Origin of the sequence: Microbulbifer aggregans (assembly GCF_020524005.1) — a bacterium.
Taxonomy (GTDB): Bacteria; Pseudomonadota; Gammaproteobacteria; order Pseudomonadales; family Cellvibrionaceae; genus Microbulbifer; species Microbulbifer aggregans_A.
Window position 1 is genome coordinate 97,831 of sequence record NZ_JAIVKK010000003.1, and the last position, 14,618, is coordinate 112,448.

A 14,618-nucleotide genomic window follows, 5' to 3' on the forward strand; every position below is an offset into this window, starting at 1 on the left:
CGGCCCCTTTATGGGGCCTTTTTTATGCCTGCCGTACTCGTAGCCGCGCTGCTTTTCCAAAAGAAACTTTAATCCGGATTAAAAGTTCTCCCCCGGCGAAAAGCCCACAAAATACGTGGCTAATTCACCCTTTGCTCGACCTTGTCACTGTTAGGCTACAGGTAAGTTGCCAGTAAAACAGTCGAGTCCAGTATGCCTGCGAAAGCGAAAGCGAACACCAGCAACAGCCAATTCAGTCGCACTCAACAGGCGTATCAGCACGCCTGGGAGCGCAAAGACTTTTCCATGGCGGAAAAGCATGCGCGCAAATTAGTCAAAAGCAGTCCTACCCAGGCGTATTCCTGGCGGGCGCTTGGTGCTTGCCAGATTGAATTGGCGCAGCCAGAACAGGCCCTGGACTCCTTGCAGGAAGCAATGCGGGTAGCACCGGACGACGCCCACGCAGCTTACCTCGCAGGCACCGCGCACCGGACCCTCAAACAATGGGATGCAGCTAAAGAACAGTTTGAGCAGGCGCTGCACTTGAATCCACGCCATGCCATGGCGCACACCCAGTACGCAAGTATCCTACACACCAAGGGTGACACTGCGGGAGCACTCGATAGCATCCAAACCGCCAGGGCACTGGCCCCCGACAACCCGGTCATCCTCACCCAATCCATAAGCATTCATTCAGCCGCGCGAAAAATCGCGGACGTGATGAGCGACTGTGAGCAACTGCTACGTCTGGATGACAGTAACCCGCAGTACTTCAATCTAGTTGCGGCAAAACACTGTGAAATGGGGCTATTCGACCAGGCGGCGGAATACTACGAAAAAGCATTGGCACTGAAACCTGACTACCTGGAGGCATTCTCCAACCGGGTATTCAACGCCCACTACGATCCCAACTTGAGTGCCGAAGACATCGCCCGTCTAACGACACGCTGGCACAACGTTTTTAATCCCAAAAACCGTCCATCACGCCCGGAAACCGGGCGCGATGCCGAACGCCCGCTAACTCTGGGATTACTGTCTGCCGGATTGCGCAATCACCCAGTAGGACAAATGATTACGTCCGCGTTGGAGCAACTGCCTGCGGCCGAGTTCAAGCTGATCGCCTACTCCACCAGCGATACCGAAGATCGCGTTACCGCACGACTGCAAAAAATTTGTTCCGGCTGGCACCGAATGAAGGGCTATTCCGACGATGTGCTGGAAACGAAAATCCGCGAAGACAAGATCGACATCCTGATCGACCTGAGTGGTCATACCGACGGCAACCGCTTACAACTCGTCGCCCGCGAACCCGCACCGCTGATCGTGAAATGGGTAGGCGGCCTGGTAAATACCACGGGCCTGGAGGCTATCGACTACCTGATTAGCGACGCGGTGGAAACGCCACCGGGATGCGATGAGCAATATTACGAAAACCTGATCCGCCTGCCGGATGACTATATCTGCTACATGCCTCCGAACCACGCACCAGCGGTTGGCGAATTACCGGCACGACGCCAGGGCCACATCACTTTTGGCTGCCTGAACAACCCCGCCAAACTGAATGACACCCTGATTCGCGAATGGGCCACCCTGCTACACGAAGTGGCCAACAGCCAGCTGCTGCTGCGCAGTGCACAGTACAGCGATCCCACTTTTTGCGAGCGCGTGTGGCAACGATTTGAAACAGCGGGTATCGAGCGCTCGCGTATTGTTATGGAAGGCCCGGCCGCGCATGCCGAATTCCTGGATACCTATAACCGCATTGATATTGCACTGGACCCCTGGCCCTACTCCGGCGGCCTCACCACCTGCGAAGCGCTACTGATGGGCGTGCCGGTGATCACCCTGCCCGGCCCCACGTTTGCCGGGCGTCACGCCGCGACGCATTTGGTGAATGCCGGTCTGCCCGAATTGGTGGTTGATAGTTGGGAGAGCTACCGCACGCAGGCACGCAACCTGGCCGGTGACCTGGACAGCCTGGGTACCATTCGCCAACACTTACGTGAAATTCTGAAACAATCCCCGGTGTGCGATGCGCCCCGTTTCGCTGGCCATCTGACCACCGCACTGCGCGGTATCTGGCAGCGTCACTGCCTAGAGCAGGCCCCGGCCGCACTGACCTTTAAGCGTGACGGCAGCGCGCTCTTCGAAGGTCAGGCTGCACCGCTGCAACCACGACAAACCGAAGGACCGAATCTCCTCGAAGCGAGCTACAGCGACGAGAAAGACAGTTTTCAGTTCAATTTCAACGGCAAGCTGATCGTCCTCGATAACGGTGGCCGCCTGCTGGAAGAAGATATGGCGGAAACGCTCGGTAAACTCGGGGCTTTTGAGCAGCTGATCTTCGACCCCACAAGCCGCCATCTCGGCACTGAGCAGAAAAATGGCCTGCAGTATTTCCCAAACACCAGCCTTGGCAACGGTGCCCCCGCAACCATGTACGCCTGCCTGGATCCTGCGCTGAGTTCGGCCCTGCGACCCATAGATAGCACTGACCCAAATAGCCGGGTGCTGGCCGAATTGCCCCTGCCGACCATTGCCCTGGACAGTATTGAAGGCCTGCCAGGTCTCGACTGGCTGATACTCGACCAACGCAGTGAATCCCCAGCAATTTTGCAGGCGGGAAAAAATTTGCTGGCGTCCACACTGTTGCTACAGGTGCGGGTATTGATCCAGCCTTTCTATGAAGGTCAGCCGGATATTGGTGCCATTACCAAGTGGACTCACCAGCATGGCTTCCAGCTCTACCGTTTCGAGCGTCCGCAACATGTGAGCCGCCTGCCCAGAGAAATGGCCGCAGATTACCCAGCCACACAGCTACACGCGATAGACATGCTGTTTATCCCGGATGCCCGCAGGATGCTTGAACTCGACGGCAGCCAAAGAGAAAAACTTGCGTTCCTGTTGCATACCGTCTTCGGTTATTACGACCTCACCTATGATTTGATCAGTATGGACAGCGCTGAACGTGCCGCGCAGTACCTGCAGGAAACCAAATCCCCTGCGGATTCAGCTCAGCAAAACGCCTCCCCTAAACCACAGCACGCTGTGAGCATTCCGGATGCCCCCTTTATGTCTGAAGCCGAGCGCGCACTGTTCAAATCCCACATTGCGCGTGCTGCACGCTACTTCGAATTCGGTTCCGGTGGCTCCACCGTATGGGCCTGCGAAGCGGGCCTTACGGTACACGGTGTTGAAAGCGATGAAGACTGGGTAAATGCGTTGAGAGACCAGCTGGGTGAACACTGCCAGGTACAAGCTGTGGATATCGGCCCCACCCGCGAATGGGGATTCCCCGTTGGCCATACCGGCCGCGCTCGCTTCCCGGACTATAGCGAAGCAATCCTGCATTACGACTGCAGCTTCGACCTGGTATTGGTGGATGGCCGCTTCCGTGTCGCATGTACACTTAATGCCATCCGGCAGACTCTCAATACCGCGGTAAACCCGCAGTCTACCCGGTTCTTCATTCACGACTTCTGGAACCGAAAGCACTACCACGCAGTACTGGAGTTCCTCGAGGAAGTGGAATCCGCAGAAACGGCCGGCGTATTCCGAATCAAGCCCGATCTGGATATGCAGAAATTAACGGAGTTGCTGGAGCGCTACCGTTACCAGCCGGATTAAGTTTCCGACTCACGGGCCGATACCTCTCTTCAGTTTTATCTGGAAAAGGAACGGCCCGTGGCTTCCCTCATCGAAAAGACTGTAGCGCAGTCAGTACCCTCCCAGTTTTCCTATATTGCTGGCCGTCAGCGCGTGGAAAAGGCACTCGCACAGATAGCGGTTAGCGCCAAAACAGAAAATGAAGTAATTAGTCACGGTGATCTGTTGAAGCCCATAGAGCGCGTCAACAAAGTATTGCGTAACTACAGTGTTCAATTCGAGATTAGTGAAGACTCAGGGCGCACAGTGATCCGGCTAGTGGATCGGGAGAATGGCGAACTGATTCGGCAGATACCGCCGGAAGAGGCACTGAACGCAGCCCAGCGCCTGGAGGATATCAAGGGAATACTGCTAAAACTGCAGGCCTGACCGAAATCAAACCTGCATATTCATAATATCTTTATACGCATTAAGTAAGCGGTTACGTACCTGCACGCCTATCTCAAATGCAATACTGGCCTTCTGCCCGGCAATCATCACTTCGTGCAGTGCCACATCCGGGTCACCACTCTGAAAAGCACGCGACTTCGACGCGCTGTCATTTTGCAGTGTATTAATTCGTTCGAGGCTGGTGCGCAGTGCGGCACTGAAGCCACCGCCCACCGCCAGATCGACCGGCGCGCTCTTGCCCGCGGCCTCGCCGGCCAGGCCCTGCATCTGGTTGAGCAGGCTTTGCATCTGCACAGTAGTGGTCGGTGTGGTCATGATTGCATCTCTTGTTATTCCGCAGCGCAAAGGTATCAGTGCCGGCGCGCAACCCAAGCGACCAATTAGCGGCAAAACATTGGGCTTTTCTTTCCTTTACCTCTTCCCCGGCTGTCGATAATCAGCGCAGCTTCCCAAACCGCCTTCAAAGTAGGATGAACAAGCAGTAATGCCTTCAACAAACCGAACGAAGCCCAGTATCCACTGCGGAGATGCCCCGCGATGAGCAGCGCAACCCAGAGCGCGGCCGCGCCGGCACAGTCCCTGAACCAGCTGTCTGCGCGATTGCTGGCCAATCCGCTGATCCCGCTATTGGTAGCGGGCGCTGCTGCCATTGCGCTGGTGGCGGCGGTGCTTCTGTGGTCACAGGCACCGCAATACCGGGTACTGTTCAGTAATCTCAGCGAGGAAGACGGTGGTCGTATTATTGGCGAGCTGGAAAGCCGCGCGATCCCGTACGAATTCAGCCAGGGCGGCCGCACCTTGCTGGTGCCGGACGACCAGGTCTACCGGTTGCGCCTGCAGCTCGCCGAGCAGGGCCTCCCCAGTGGTGGCAACGCCGGCTTTGAGATCATGGACCGCCAGGCCTTCGGTATCAGCCAGTTTGCCGAGCGAGTGAATTTCCAGCGCAGCCTGCAGGGCGAGCTGGCCAGTTCCATCGAATCCCTCGGCCCGGTCACCCGCGCGCGCGTGCACCTGTCCATGGCCAAGCCCTCGGTATTTATTCGCGAGCGCGAGCCGGCCAAGGCATCCGTGATTCTCACCCTGGCCCCCGGCCGGGTTTTGGGCGATGGCCAGGCCGCGGCCATCGTGCACCTGGTATCGAGCAGCGTGCCGGATCTCGGGGCCGACCATGTCACCCTGGTGGATCAGAACGGCCGCCTGCTGTCGCGCCCGGGCTCTGACGAGAACAGCCTCGACGGCACCCAGCTGGACTACGTGCATACCATTGAAGCCAGTTACCAACAGCGGATCGAGCGTATTCTCGAGCCGATGCTCGGCAGCCACAATGTACGCGCGCAGGTAACCGCCCAGGTAGATTTTGACCGCCGCGAAGAAACCAGCGAACGCTACAGCCCCAACCAGGACGGCCAGCCAGCCGCGGTGCGCAGCAAGCAGCACAACACCGACTTTAACGGCGATGCCGCGAGCATCGGCGGTATTCCCGGCGCCCTCACCAACACCCCGCCCGGCAGTGCACCTTCCACCATCGACGGCAAGAACAAAAAAGAGAAGGAAGATACCGCTGAAGACCGCAGCCGTCTGCGCCAGGAACAGCTGGTCAATTACGAAATCGATCGCGATATCACCCATATCCAGCGTCAGCGCGGCCGCGTGGAGCGCCTGACTGCCGCCGTGGTGGTGAACTACCGTGAAGTCACCGATGAGGAAGGCGCTGTAACACAGGCACCGCTGAGCGAAGCAGAGCTGCAGCACATTGAACAGCTGGTACGCCAGGCCATGGGTTTTTCAGAGACCCGCGGCGATGGCCTGGAAGTGGTCAACAGCCCCTTCTCTCCGAAAGAAGAAAGCGTATTACCGGAACTGGCCTGGCACGAAGACCCGTTCTGGCGTCAGTTGATGCTGGCCTTCGGCCGCTATCTGCTGATCGGCATCACCATGCTGTTTGCATTCCGCTGGCTGGTGCGCCCGCTGCTTGAGCGCCACGTACAGCTGAGCGCTGCAACACCGGCAGCCGCCGCAATTCCCGCGCCCCAACAAACCGCACAGACACCGGCCACGGCACCGGCGGAAGTCGCAGAAGGCAGAGAAAACTACGAGGAAGAGCCCCCGGAACCGCAGCCGCGCCGCAAGCGCCGCTCCTCAGTCTACGAACAGAACCTGCTGGACCTGCAGGGAATGGCAAAAGACGATCCGGCCATGGTGGCAATGATCGTACGCAGCTGGATAAGCCAGAATGACTAATAACGTCCATTTACAAAACGCCATGCAGCGCGAAAAAAAGATGAGCAATCTGCGCCGCAGCGCCATCCTGTTGCTCGCGCTGGATGAAGACGCCGCAGCGGAAGTGTTCAAGCACCTGAGTGCCCGTGAAGTGCAGGATATCAGCCAGGAGATGGCCTCCCTGCGCACGGTCACCCACGATGAAATGCGTACCGTACTGCGGGACTTCCACATGGAATCCGAGGAGTTCGGTGCGCTCAACCTCTACTCGAGCGACCGTATCCGCGCGGTACTGACCAAGGCGCTGGGCAACGAGCGCGCCTCCAGCCTGCTGGAAGATATTTTCGAAATGACGTCCAGTGAGTCAGGCATTGATGCACTCAATATCATGGACGCAAATACCGTGGCGGAAATGATCCGCGACGAGCACCCGCAGATCATCGCCACCATCCTCGTGCACCTCGAACGCCGACAGGCGGCGGCGGTGCTGGAATATTTCGAGGAAAAACTGCGCGAGGACGTGGTGTTGCGTATCGCCACCTTCAGCGGTGTGCAGCCGGCGGCCTTGCAGGAACTTACCGAGGTGCTCACCGGCATGCTCGACGGCCAGAACCTGAAGCGCGCGAAGATGGGCGGCGCCCGCACCGCGGCGGAAATTCTCAACCTGATGAATTCCAATGCCGAGGAAACGGTCATCGATCGCGTGCGCGAACACAGCGAAGACCTGGCCCAGAAGATCATCGACGAAATGTTCCTGTTCGAAAACCTGCTGGATCTCGACAACCGCGCGATTCAGCTGGTGCTGAAGGAAGTGGACAACAAGCAGCTGGTCACCGCGCTCAAGGGCAGCAACCCCGCGCTGCTGGAAAAATTCCTGCACAACATGTCCAGCCGTGCCGGCACCCTGCTGCGCGAAGAGCTGGAGGCCAGCGGACCACTGCGTATGTCGCAGGTGGAGCGCGAACGCAAAGCGATCCTGCAGATTGTGCGCCGCCTGGCAGATTCCGGAGAAATCGTCCTGAGTGGTGGAGAAGAGGTTTATGTCTGAGACCACGATCCCGGAAGCGGCCACAGCAAACGAATCCGACGGTATTACCTGGCGCCGCTGGCAGCCCGACGACCTCACTGGCAATCGCGCCCGCGAGCGCCGCGAGTCGGCACAGCGTACGCTCACTGAAGAACTCAAGATCCTGCGCGAGCAGGCCCGCGCAGAGGGCCTGCGCGAGGGCTATGACGCGGGCTTCACCGAGGGTTACGAAAAAGGCGAACAGGAAGGCCGCACCGCCGGCCTCGCAGAAACAGAACAGCAGCGGGATGCGCTGCTTGCACCACTGGCCGAACTGGCGCGCAACTTCAGTGACGCTTTGGCATCCCTCGATAGCGACATCGCCGAAGACATCAGCGCCCTCGCCATCGCCGTCGGCCGCCAGCTCGCTGACGATGCCCTGCAGGCGCAACCCCAGCAGGTTGCGGAGCTGGTGCGTTCCCTGTTGCGGGACGAGCCAACCCTGAATGGCGGCACCCGACTGTGGCTGCATCCGGACGATCTGGTTCTGGTTCAGCAGGTGCTCAGCGCAGAACTGGAAGGCGCCGGCTGGCGACTGGATCAGGATCCGCGCATTGCGCGTGGCGGCTGCCGGGTAACCACCGCCAGTGGCGAGATCGATGCGAGCCGCGATACCCGCTGGCAGGCACTGCTGTCACGAGTAGGGCCAGCCAACAATAATTCCGGAGCGCCGCAGTGACCGCTGCCGAACGCCGTCAAGACGGCGTACATCAGGCGCGCTGGCGTGCCGCGCTGGCACATACTGGCGAGCGTGCCGCGCAAACCCCGCGCTACCGCACCAGCGGTAAAATCGTGCGCGCCACCGGTCTGGTGCTGGAAGCAGTCGGCCTGAAAATTCCCCTCGGCAGCGGTTGCCAGATCGAGCTTACTGCGCCGGGCAGTGATACCCCCACCTATGCGGAAGCCGAAGTTGTCGGTTTTACCGGCGAGCGTCTTTACCTGATGCCACTGGAAGAAATCAGTGGCCTGACACCGGGCGCACGGGTTTTCCCCCTCGGTGGCAGCGGCGCGCGTCGCTTCCCGCTGGGTGACCAGTTACTCGGCCGCGTAGTGGATGGCAGCGGCCGCCCACTCGATGGCGGCCCGGAGCTGGATACAGCGACCAGCGGCAGCCTCGCCGCGGTGCCATTTAACCCTCTGAACCGCGCCCCGATCCGCGAGCAGATTGACGTGGGTATCCGCGCGATAAACAGCCTGCTGAGTGTGGGGCGCGGCCAGCGGCTGGGCCTGTTTGCCGGCTCCGGTGTGGGCAAGTCGGTACTGCTGGGGATGATGGCCCGCTACACCAGTGCGGAAGTCATCGTGGTCGGTCTTATCGGCGAGCGCGGTCGCGAAGTAAAAGATTTTATCGACAATATCCTCGGTGAAGAGGGCCGCCGCCGCGCCGCGGTGGTCGCCGCACCCGCAGATACCTCCGCACTGCAGCGTCTTCAGGGCGCCGCCTACGCCACGCGCATTGCGGAGCATTTCCGCGATCAGGGCAAAAACGTTCTGCTGATTATGGATTCCCTCACCCGCTACGCCATGGCACAGCGGGAAATTGCCCTGGCCATCGGCGAGCCGCCGGCCACAAAAGGTTATCCGCCTTCCGTGTTCGCGCGCCTGCCGGTGCTGGTGGAGCGCGCCGGCAACGGCGAGAACGGTGGTTCCATTACCGCGTTTTATACCGTGCTTGCCGAGGGCGACGATCAGCAGGATCCGATTGCCGACTCCGCGCGCGCGATTCTCGATGGCCACATTGTGCTGTCGCGTTCACTCGCGGAATCCGGCCACTACCCGGCGATCGACATCGAGGCGTCCATCAGTCGCGCCATGAGTGCGATCGTCGACAGTACCCAGCAACGCCGCGCACAACGCTTGAAACAACTGTTCTCTCGCTACCAGCGCAATCGCGACCTGATCAGCGTCGGTGCCTACAGCCCGGGCCACGACCCACAGTTGGATCAGGCGGTTCAGCGTTATCCACATATCGAACATTTTCTGCAACAGGGCATGGAAGAGCGCGCGGATCTCCAGTCCACCGCCGCCGCCATGGCCGCGCTGCTTCCCGATGTTGCAACGGCAGGAGTCAAACCGTGAGCCGACCCGCACCACTGGATATTCTGATCGACCAGAGCCGCAAGGCCCGCGATAGCGCCGGGCGCCTGCTGGCCGAAGAGCGCCAGACCCGCGAGCAGACCTCGGGGCAGCTGGAAACTCTGCAACGCTACCGCCGCGAATACAGTGAGCGCCTGCACCAGGCCATGACCCAGGGTATCAGCACCGCCACCCTGGACGACTACAACCGGTTTATCCGCTCACTGGACAACGCCATTGAACGCGCGCGTGCGGTACTGGCACAGCAGCAGGAGCGCGTGGACGCAAGCAGTGAACACTGGCGCCAGCGCCAGAGTGAACTGTCTTCGTTCAGCACCCTGGAATCCCGTCGTGCGCAGCAGGAACAGCAGCGCGAGCAGCGCCGCGAGCGCCTGTTAGCGGACGAAATGACCCAGAACTTACTCGCCCGCCGCCCACAGGCGGGCGGGCAAAATCCGTTTTAAGCCCTTTATAAGCCTTCGGGAATTTAGCGTATGGATATCTCCGCCCTGCTCGGCGCACAGCCAGCAAGTACCGGACAACTCAGCGGCACAAACAGCGGCAAAACCGGCAGCCCGGTAAACGGTGAGAGCCCCCGGTCTTTTGCCGGTACTCTTCAGTCGGCAATGCAATCCGCAATGCAGCCGGCGATGCAACCAAATCTGCAATCCAATATGCAATCCGCTATCGCACAAACACTGGCACAGCCCGCGCTCAACGAGACCGGAATGCACACAGCGCTGATTCCGCTTGCGGACGTAACGGGCGCGCTCGGTGAACTGGGTACCGGCAACTTCGCCGCGCTCGCCGACGCCGGCCAACTCGACTCGTCAAAACTACTGGAACGCCTCGCGCTGGACGCCTCTGGCGCAGATGATGAGGCACTGAACGCGAGCGAAAGCCGCATAGACAGTACCGACAGCGCACTGATGGCACTGCTTGGCGGCACCGCACCGCCAGCGCAGCAAACCATCGCCGCCAACCCGGACACCGGCCTGCAAAACAATGCAGCGGCGTTGCGCGCCGGGTTTGCGACTGCGCAAGATGGTCAACAGTTGCCAGCACAAACAGCCACAACCGATCCAGACAGCGAAGTCGAGTTCTCAACTGCCGGTATCGAGCAGCGCAGCCAGCCACTGGCGGCGTCCAGCACCGGTATGGTGACATCCGGGCAGGCAACCGCCGACAGTGCACTGCCCGCGACAGTGACCTCGGACACCGCGCAGTTTTCAGTGAGCGCCTCCGCGCAGCCAGCGACTACAAGCGCTACTGCGACAACCAACTTATCCACAACCCCAAATCCGGCGCTGGCATTGCAATCACCACTGGGTAGCAGCGCCTGGGGCGAAGAATTTGGCCAGCACCTTCTCGGCATGGCCCACCGCGGCGACCAGCAGGTGGACTTGTACCTGCACCCGCGGGAGCTGGGGGCGCTGTCTGTTAGCCTGAGCCTTGACGACCAGGGTGCGCGGGCGCAGTTCCTTTCCGCCAATGCCGCCGTGCGCGGTGCAGTGGAACAGGCCCTGCCGCAATTGCGTGAAGCCCTCGCGCAACAGGGGATCGCTCTGGGAGAAACCTCCGTGGGTGAGCAACAGCAGCACGCCTCACAACAGCAACGCGGCCAGTCCTGGACCGACGCCACCGGCACAGGCATTGATCAGGAAACCTTGCTGGATACCCAGCCCACAGTGGCACCAGCCACCCCAGCGCGCTTGAATGGAGTCGATCTCTACGCGTGACACTGGAGTCTGACCACTACACAACCTCGGTGGCGCAACGCCACTGAGGTAACACCGCGCTAGCCATCTCCGCTACGCCATTTTTCAGGCGCTGGCTAAACGCCGAGATAGGGCTAATTCGCCGCCCTATTCTTCCCTTCATCCCTCCGCAGCCCCGGCATACTCCCCGGCAAGCTCCCCCGCAACCGCGGGCGGGCAACCGCTCACTAACGCTGGTACTAAGGCGCAACACACATGGCTGAAGAAAATTCCGGAAAATCCCGTGGCCTGTTCTGGCTCGCGGTCGTTGCGGTGGTGCTGATTGCAGCACTGGTAGCGATGAACCTATATCTGCTGTTAAGGGAAGATCCCCAAAACAAAGCGGCCGTCGCAGAGCAAGCCGCCGGCCCCGAGCGCTCAGCCAACCCGATTTTCGTAAAAATCAGTCCATTCACCGTCAACCTGCAGGGCGACCAGTTTGCCTCTCGCCTGCTGTATGTGGGCATTTCACTGCAAGTCGGCAACGAAAAAACCCGTGAATTTCTTCTCGAGCATATGCCTCAGGTGCGCAGCCGTCTGCTGATGCTGCACTCGGCAAAAGCACCGGAGGAGCTGGCAAGTATCGAGGGCAAACAGGCACTGGTGCAGGGTATTCTGGAAACTCTCGCCGAGCCCATGGGCGGCGATCAGCCCGAACTGCTGATCGACGATGTACTGTTCACCGAGTTCATCGTGCAATAGGGAATTCCAACATGTCCCAGGACGATCTGCTTTCCCAGGAAGAAATCGACGCGCTACTGCATGGCGGCGATGGCGACAGTGGCGATAGCGGCGGCACTACAGCCGCCGAATCACCGAAAATGCGCCCCTATGACCCGGCGTCGCAACAGCGGGTAATCCGCGAACGCCTGCACAGCATCGATATCATCAACGAACGTTTTGCGCGGCACTTCCGCGTGAACCTGTTCAATATGATACGCCGCTCTGCGGATATCACCGTGGAATCGGTGCGCTATCAGGGGTTCAAGGAGTTCGCACGCAATCTGCCCGTGCCCACCAACCTGAACCTGATATCCATGAAGCCGCTGCGCGGCACCGCACTGGTGGTGTTTCCGCCGGCGATGGTATTCATGGTGGTGGATAGCCTGTTCGGCGGTAACGGCCGCTTCGTAACCCGTTCCGAAGGCCGCGAATTTACCAACACCGAGCAGCGTGTGATCCAGCGTATTCTGGATCTCGCCATTAACGCCTATCAGGATTCCTGGCGCTCGGTGTACCCGCTGGAAATTTCCTTCCTGCGTTCCGAACTACAGGCGCGTTTCGCCAACATCACGAATTCGCCGAACGAAATTATCGTTACCACGACCTTCCACCTGGAAGTGGGCAACCTGTCTGAACGTTTCCAGATCTGTATGCCCTATTCGATGATCGAGCCGCTGCGGGATCGCCTTGCGAACCCGGTAGTAGATGGCCGCGATCCCGGCGACCAGACCTGGAACCGGCGTATGGCCGGCGAAATCCGCCAGTCCGAAGTGGAACTGGTCGCGGAGTTCGCCAATATCCCCAGCCGCATCGGCAAAGTGCTGGCGCTCAAAGCCGGCGATGTATTGCCCATTGAACTACCGTCCACCGTCACCGCACGGGTCGATGGCGTACCGGTACTGGAATGTGAATTCGGCAGCCGCAACGGCCAGAGCGCCCTGCGGGTGAACCGGGTGATTGAGCGCACGGCACCACGACCGACCTCTCTCACCAGCAATTTCAACGCGGGCCTGGCCCCGCAACCCGAGGAATCTGAAGCATGAGCGACAGCGACGCGACTGAGAACAAGACCGAACAGCAAGGCGGAGAAGACAGCTGGGCCGCCGCGATGGCGGAACAGTTTACTGAAAACGCCGACGACGCCTGGTCAGAAGCACTGGCGGAACAGGAGAGCACCGACAGCGAGCCACGCAGCGCCGCCGACCAGGTCTTTAAGCCTCTGGAAAACAGCGCAATCAGCGGCGCCGCACGCGACCTGGAAATGGTGATGGATATTCCGGTGAAGCTCAGCGTCGAGCTGGGCCGCACCCGCATCACCATCAAGCAGCTGCTGGAACTCGCGCAGGGTTCGGTGGTTGAACTGGACGGACTCGCCGGCGAGCCGATGGATATCCTGATCAACGGCTATCTGGTAGCGCAAGGTGAAGTTGTGGTGATTGAAGACAAATACGGGATCCGTATTACTGAAATCGTCACACCGCAGGAACGTATCCACAAACTGAACCGATGAACCCTGCAAGCGCCGCTGCCGGCGAATCCGTAATCGGCCTGGCGATGCTGGGTAAGGTGGCCGGCGTGCTAATTGCACTGATCGCGCTGATCCTGCTGTGCGCATGGCTGACCCGCCGCCTGGCCCCCGGACTGGCACAGGCCAACGGTGGCCCGCAGTTGAATATTGTGGCGAGCAAAGCACTGGGTACCCGGGAAAAAGTGGTGGTGCTACAGGTTGAGGAGCAGTGGCTGGTGCTCGGCGTGGGCGGCGGACAGATTAATCACCTGCATACGCTGCCAGCCAAAGCGCCCACAGAAAAAAGTCCGGCTACTCCAGCGAATACCGACAGCTTCGCCGAGCGCTTTGCCCGCGCCGTTGCGCAGAACCTGGGCGGGCGGGGGAAGCAGCCTTGAGCGGTAGTAGAACGGCCTTGAGCGTCGATAGAACAGCCTTGAGCTTGTTAAGAAAAAGTACCCTCCTACCCGCGGTATTTTTCCTGACCCTGCCTGCACTCGGCTGGACACAGGACCTGGCCGGTCTGATCAGCCAGCCCACCGCCGATGGCGGCCAGCAGTGGTCAATCAAGCTGCAAACACTGCTGCTGCTCACCAGCCTGGCTTTTCTGCCGGCCGTCCTGCTGATGATGACCTGCTTTACCCGCATCATCATTGTGCTTGGCCTGCTGCGTACCGCCATGGGCACCCAGGCGGCACCACCCAATCAGGTGTTGTTGGGTATCACACTGTTCCTGACATTTTTTGTGATGTCGCCGGTATTCGAGAAGATCTACGACGATGCCTGGCAACCGCTGACCCGGGATGAAATCCAGTTTGAGGAGTTTTTGCAGCGCGGCAGCGAGCCACTGAAAAGTTTTATGTTGGCACAAACCCGTGAGCCGGATATCGCGTTGTTTGCGAAGCTGGCGAACATTGGTCCGCTGCAGGGGCCGGAGGCAGTACCCATGCGGGTGCTGGTGCCGGCATTTGTGACCAGTGAATTGAAAACCGCGTTTCAGATTGGCTTCACGATTTTTATTCCGTTCCTGATTATCGACCTGGTTGTGGCCAGTGTGTTGATGGCTCTGGGGATGATGATGGTCCCCCCGGCCACGATTTCACTGCCGTTTAAATTGATGCTGTTTGTATTGGTGGATGGCTGGCAGTTGTTGATTGGATCATTGGCACAAAGTTTCTACCCCTAGCAAATTGGGTGCTCTGAATCACCACTGTGGCGGTACTGCTACCGGGTA

General features: G+C 59.6%; 14 protein-coding genes. 13 read left to right on the forward strand and 1 reads right to left on the reverse strand.

The window, feature by feature from the left end:
* The first annotated feature begins 192 nt into the window (after positions 1 to 192).
* Positions 193 to 3,606 (forward strand): tetratricopeptide repeat protein, encoded by a 3,414-nt coding sequence (locus LC093_RS05435; RefSeq protein WP_226663020.1) that lies wholly within the window; start codon positions 193 to 195, stop codon positions 3,604 to 3,606.
* A gap of 57 nt (positions 3,607 to 3,663) precedes the next feature.
* Positions 3,664 to 4,014: a flagellar protein FlaG gene (locus LC093_RS05440; RefSeq protein WP_226663021.1), complete on the forward strand. Its 351-nt coding sequence runs from the start codon at positions 3,664 to 3,666 to the stop codon at positions 4,012 to 4,014.
* A gap of 6 nt (positions 4,015 to 4,020) precedes the next feature.
* Here LC093_RS05440 and fliE read toward each other — a convergent pair whose 3' ends face one another.
* Positions 4,021 to 4,350 carry a flagellar hook-basal body complex protein FliE gene (gene fliE, locus LC093_RS05445; protein ID WP_226663024.1) on the reverse strand — a complete coding sequence of 110 codons (330 nt, stop codon included), beginning with the start codon at positions 4,348 to 4,350 and terminating at the stop codon, positions 4,021 to 4,023.
* Between the two features lie 222 nt (positions 4,351 to 4,572).
* On the opposite strand from fliE, the gene fliF reads away from it, so the two are divergent.
* From fliF to fliP, 11 genes are all read left to right on the forward strand, one after another.
* Entirely contained in the window at positions 4,573 to 6,276 is a 1,704-nt protein-coding gene (gene fliF / locus LC093_RS05450) for a flagellar basal-body MS-ring/collar protein FliF (RefSeq protein WP_226663026.1), read from the forward strand.
* Positions 6,269 to 7,303 carry a flagellar motor switch protein FliG gene (gene fliG, locus LC093_RS05455; protein ID WP_226663028.1) on the forward strand — a complete coding sequence of 345 codons (1,035 nt, stop codon included), beginning with the start codon at positions 6,269 to 6,271 and terminating at the stop codon, positions 7,301 to 7,303. Before fliF ends, fliG begins: the two co-directional genes overlap by 8 nt.
* Positions 7,296 to 8,000 (forward strand): flagellar assembly protein FliH, encoded by a 705-nt coding sequence (locus LC093_RS05460; protein ID WP_226663029.1) that lies wholly within the window; start codon positions 7,296 to 7,298, stop codon positions 7,998 to 8,000. The genes fliG and LC093_RS05460 overlap by 8 nt, the downstream gene beginning before the upstream one ends.
* Before the next feature lie 53 nt (positions 8,001 to 8,053).
* Entirely contained in the window at positions 8,054 to 9,400 is a 1,347-nt protein-coding gene (fliI, locus tag LC093_RS05465; protein ID WP_226663814.1) for a flagellar protein export ATPase FliI, read from the forward strand.
* A complete protein-coding gene (fliJ, locus tag LC093_RS05470) occupies positions 9,397 to 9,861 on the forward strand; it encodes a flagellar export protein FliJ (protein WP_226663031.1) in 465 nt (154 codons plus the stop codon). Before fliI ends, fliJ begins: the two co-directional genes overlap by 4 nt.
* 30 nt (positions 9,862 to 9,891) lie before the next feature.
* Positions 9,892 to 11,136, forward strand: coding sequence for a flagellar hook-length control protein FliK (locus LC093_RS05475; RefSeq protein ID WP_226663032.1), 1,245 nt, complete (start codon positions 9,892 to 9,894; stop codon positions 11,134 to 11,136).
* 234 nt (positions 11,137 to 11,370) lie between these two features.
* Positions 11,371 to 11,856 carry a flagellar basal body-associated protein FliL gene (gene fliL / locus LC093_RS05480; protein WP_226663034.1) on the forward strand — a complete coding sequence of 162 codons (486 nt, stop codon included), beginning with the start codon at positions 11,371 to 11,373 and terminating at the stop codon, positions 11,854 to 11,856.
* Between the two features lie 11 nt (positions 11,857 to 11,867).
* Positions 11,868 to 12,920: a flagellar motor switch protein FliM gene (gene fliM / locus LC093_RS05485; RefSeq protein WP_226663036.1), complete on the forward strand. Its 1,053-nt coding sequence runs from the start codon at positions 11,868 to 11,870 to the stop codon at positions 12,918 to 12,920.
* Positions 12,917 to 13,387, forward strand: coding sequence for a flagellar motor switch protein FliN (fliN, locus tag LC093_RS05490; RefSeq protein ID WP_413231489.1), 471 nt, complete (start codon positions 12,917 to 12,919; stop codon positions 13,385 to 13,387). The genes fliM and fliN overlap by 4 nt, the downstream gene beginning before the upstream one ends.
* Complete coding sequence (fliO, locus tag LC093_RS05495) at positions 13,384 to 13,782, forward strand: flagellar biosynthetic protein FliO (protein ID WP_226663037.1); 399 nt, start codon at positions 13,384 to 13,386, stop codon at positions 13,780 to 13,782. The genes fliN and fliO overlap by 4 nt, the downstream gene beginning before the upstream one ends.
* A gap of 83 nt (positions 13,783 to 13,865) precedes the next feature.
* Positions 13,866 to 14,570 (forward strand): flagellar type III secretion system pore protein FliP, encoded by a 705-nt coding sequence (gene fliP / locus LC093_RS05500; RefSeq protein WP_319004910.1) that lies wholly within the window; start codon positions 13,866 to 13,868, stop codon positions 14,568 to 14,570.
* Positions 14,571 to 14,618 lie beyond the last annotated feature (48 nt).

What these genes read in the sequence shown, in the direction of transcription:
- LC093_RS05435 (WP_226663020.1), top strand. Translation starts at nt 193, where the DNA reads ATGCCTGCGAAAGCGAAAGCGAACACCAGCAACAGCCAATTCAGTCGC.
- fliL (WP_226663034.1), top strand. Translation starts at nt 11,371, where the DNA reads ATGGCTGAAGAAAATTCCGGAAAATCCCGTGGCCTGTTCTGGCTCGCG.
- fliN (WP_413231489.1), top strand. Translation starts at nt 12,917, where the DNA reads ATGAGCGACAGCGACGCGACTGAGAACAAGACCGAACAGCAAGGCGGA.
- LC093_RS05475 (WP_226663032.1), top strand. Translation starts at nt 9,892, where the DNA reads ATGGATATCTCCGCCCTGCTCGGCGCACAGCCAGCAAGTACCGGACAA.
- fliO (WP_226663037.1), top strand. Translation starts at nt 13,384, where the DNA reads ATGAACCCTGCAAGCGCCGCTGCCGGCGAATCCGTAATCGGCCTGGCG.
- LC093_RS05460 (WP_226663029.1), top strand. Translation starts at nt 7,296, where the DNA reads ATGTCTGAGACCACGATCCCGGAAGCGGCCACAGCAAACGAATCCGAC.
- fliG (WP_226663028.1), top strand. Translation starts at nt 6,269, where the DNA reads ATGACTAATAACGTCCATTTACAAAACGCCATGCAGCGCGAAAAAAAG.
- fliE (WP_226663024.1), bottom strand. Translation starts at nt 4,350, where the DNA reads ATGACCACACCGACCACTACTGTGCAGATGCAAAGCCTGCTCAACCAG.
- fliM (WP_226663036.1), top strand. Translation starts at nt 11,868, where the DNA reads ATGTCCCAGGACGATCTGCTTTCCCAGGAAGAAATCGACGCGCTACTG.
- fliF (WP_226663026.1), top strand. Translation starts at nt 4,573, where the DNA reads ATGAGCAGCGCAACCCAGAGCGCGGCCGCGCCGGCACAGTCCCTGAAC.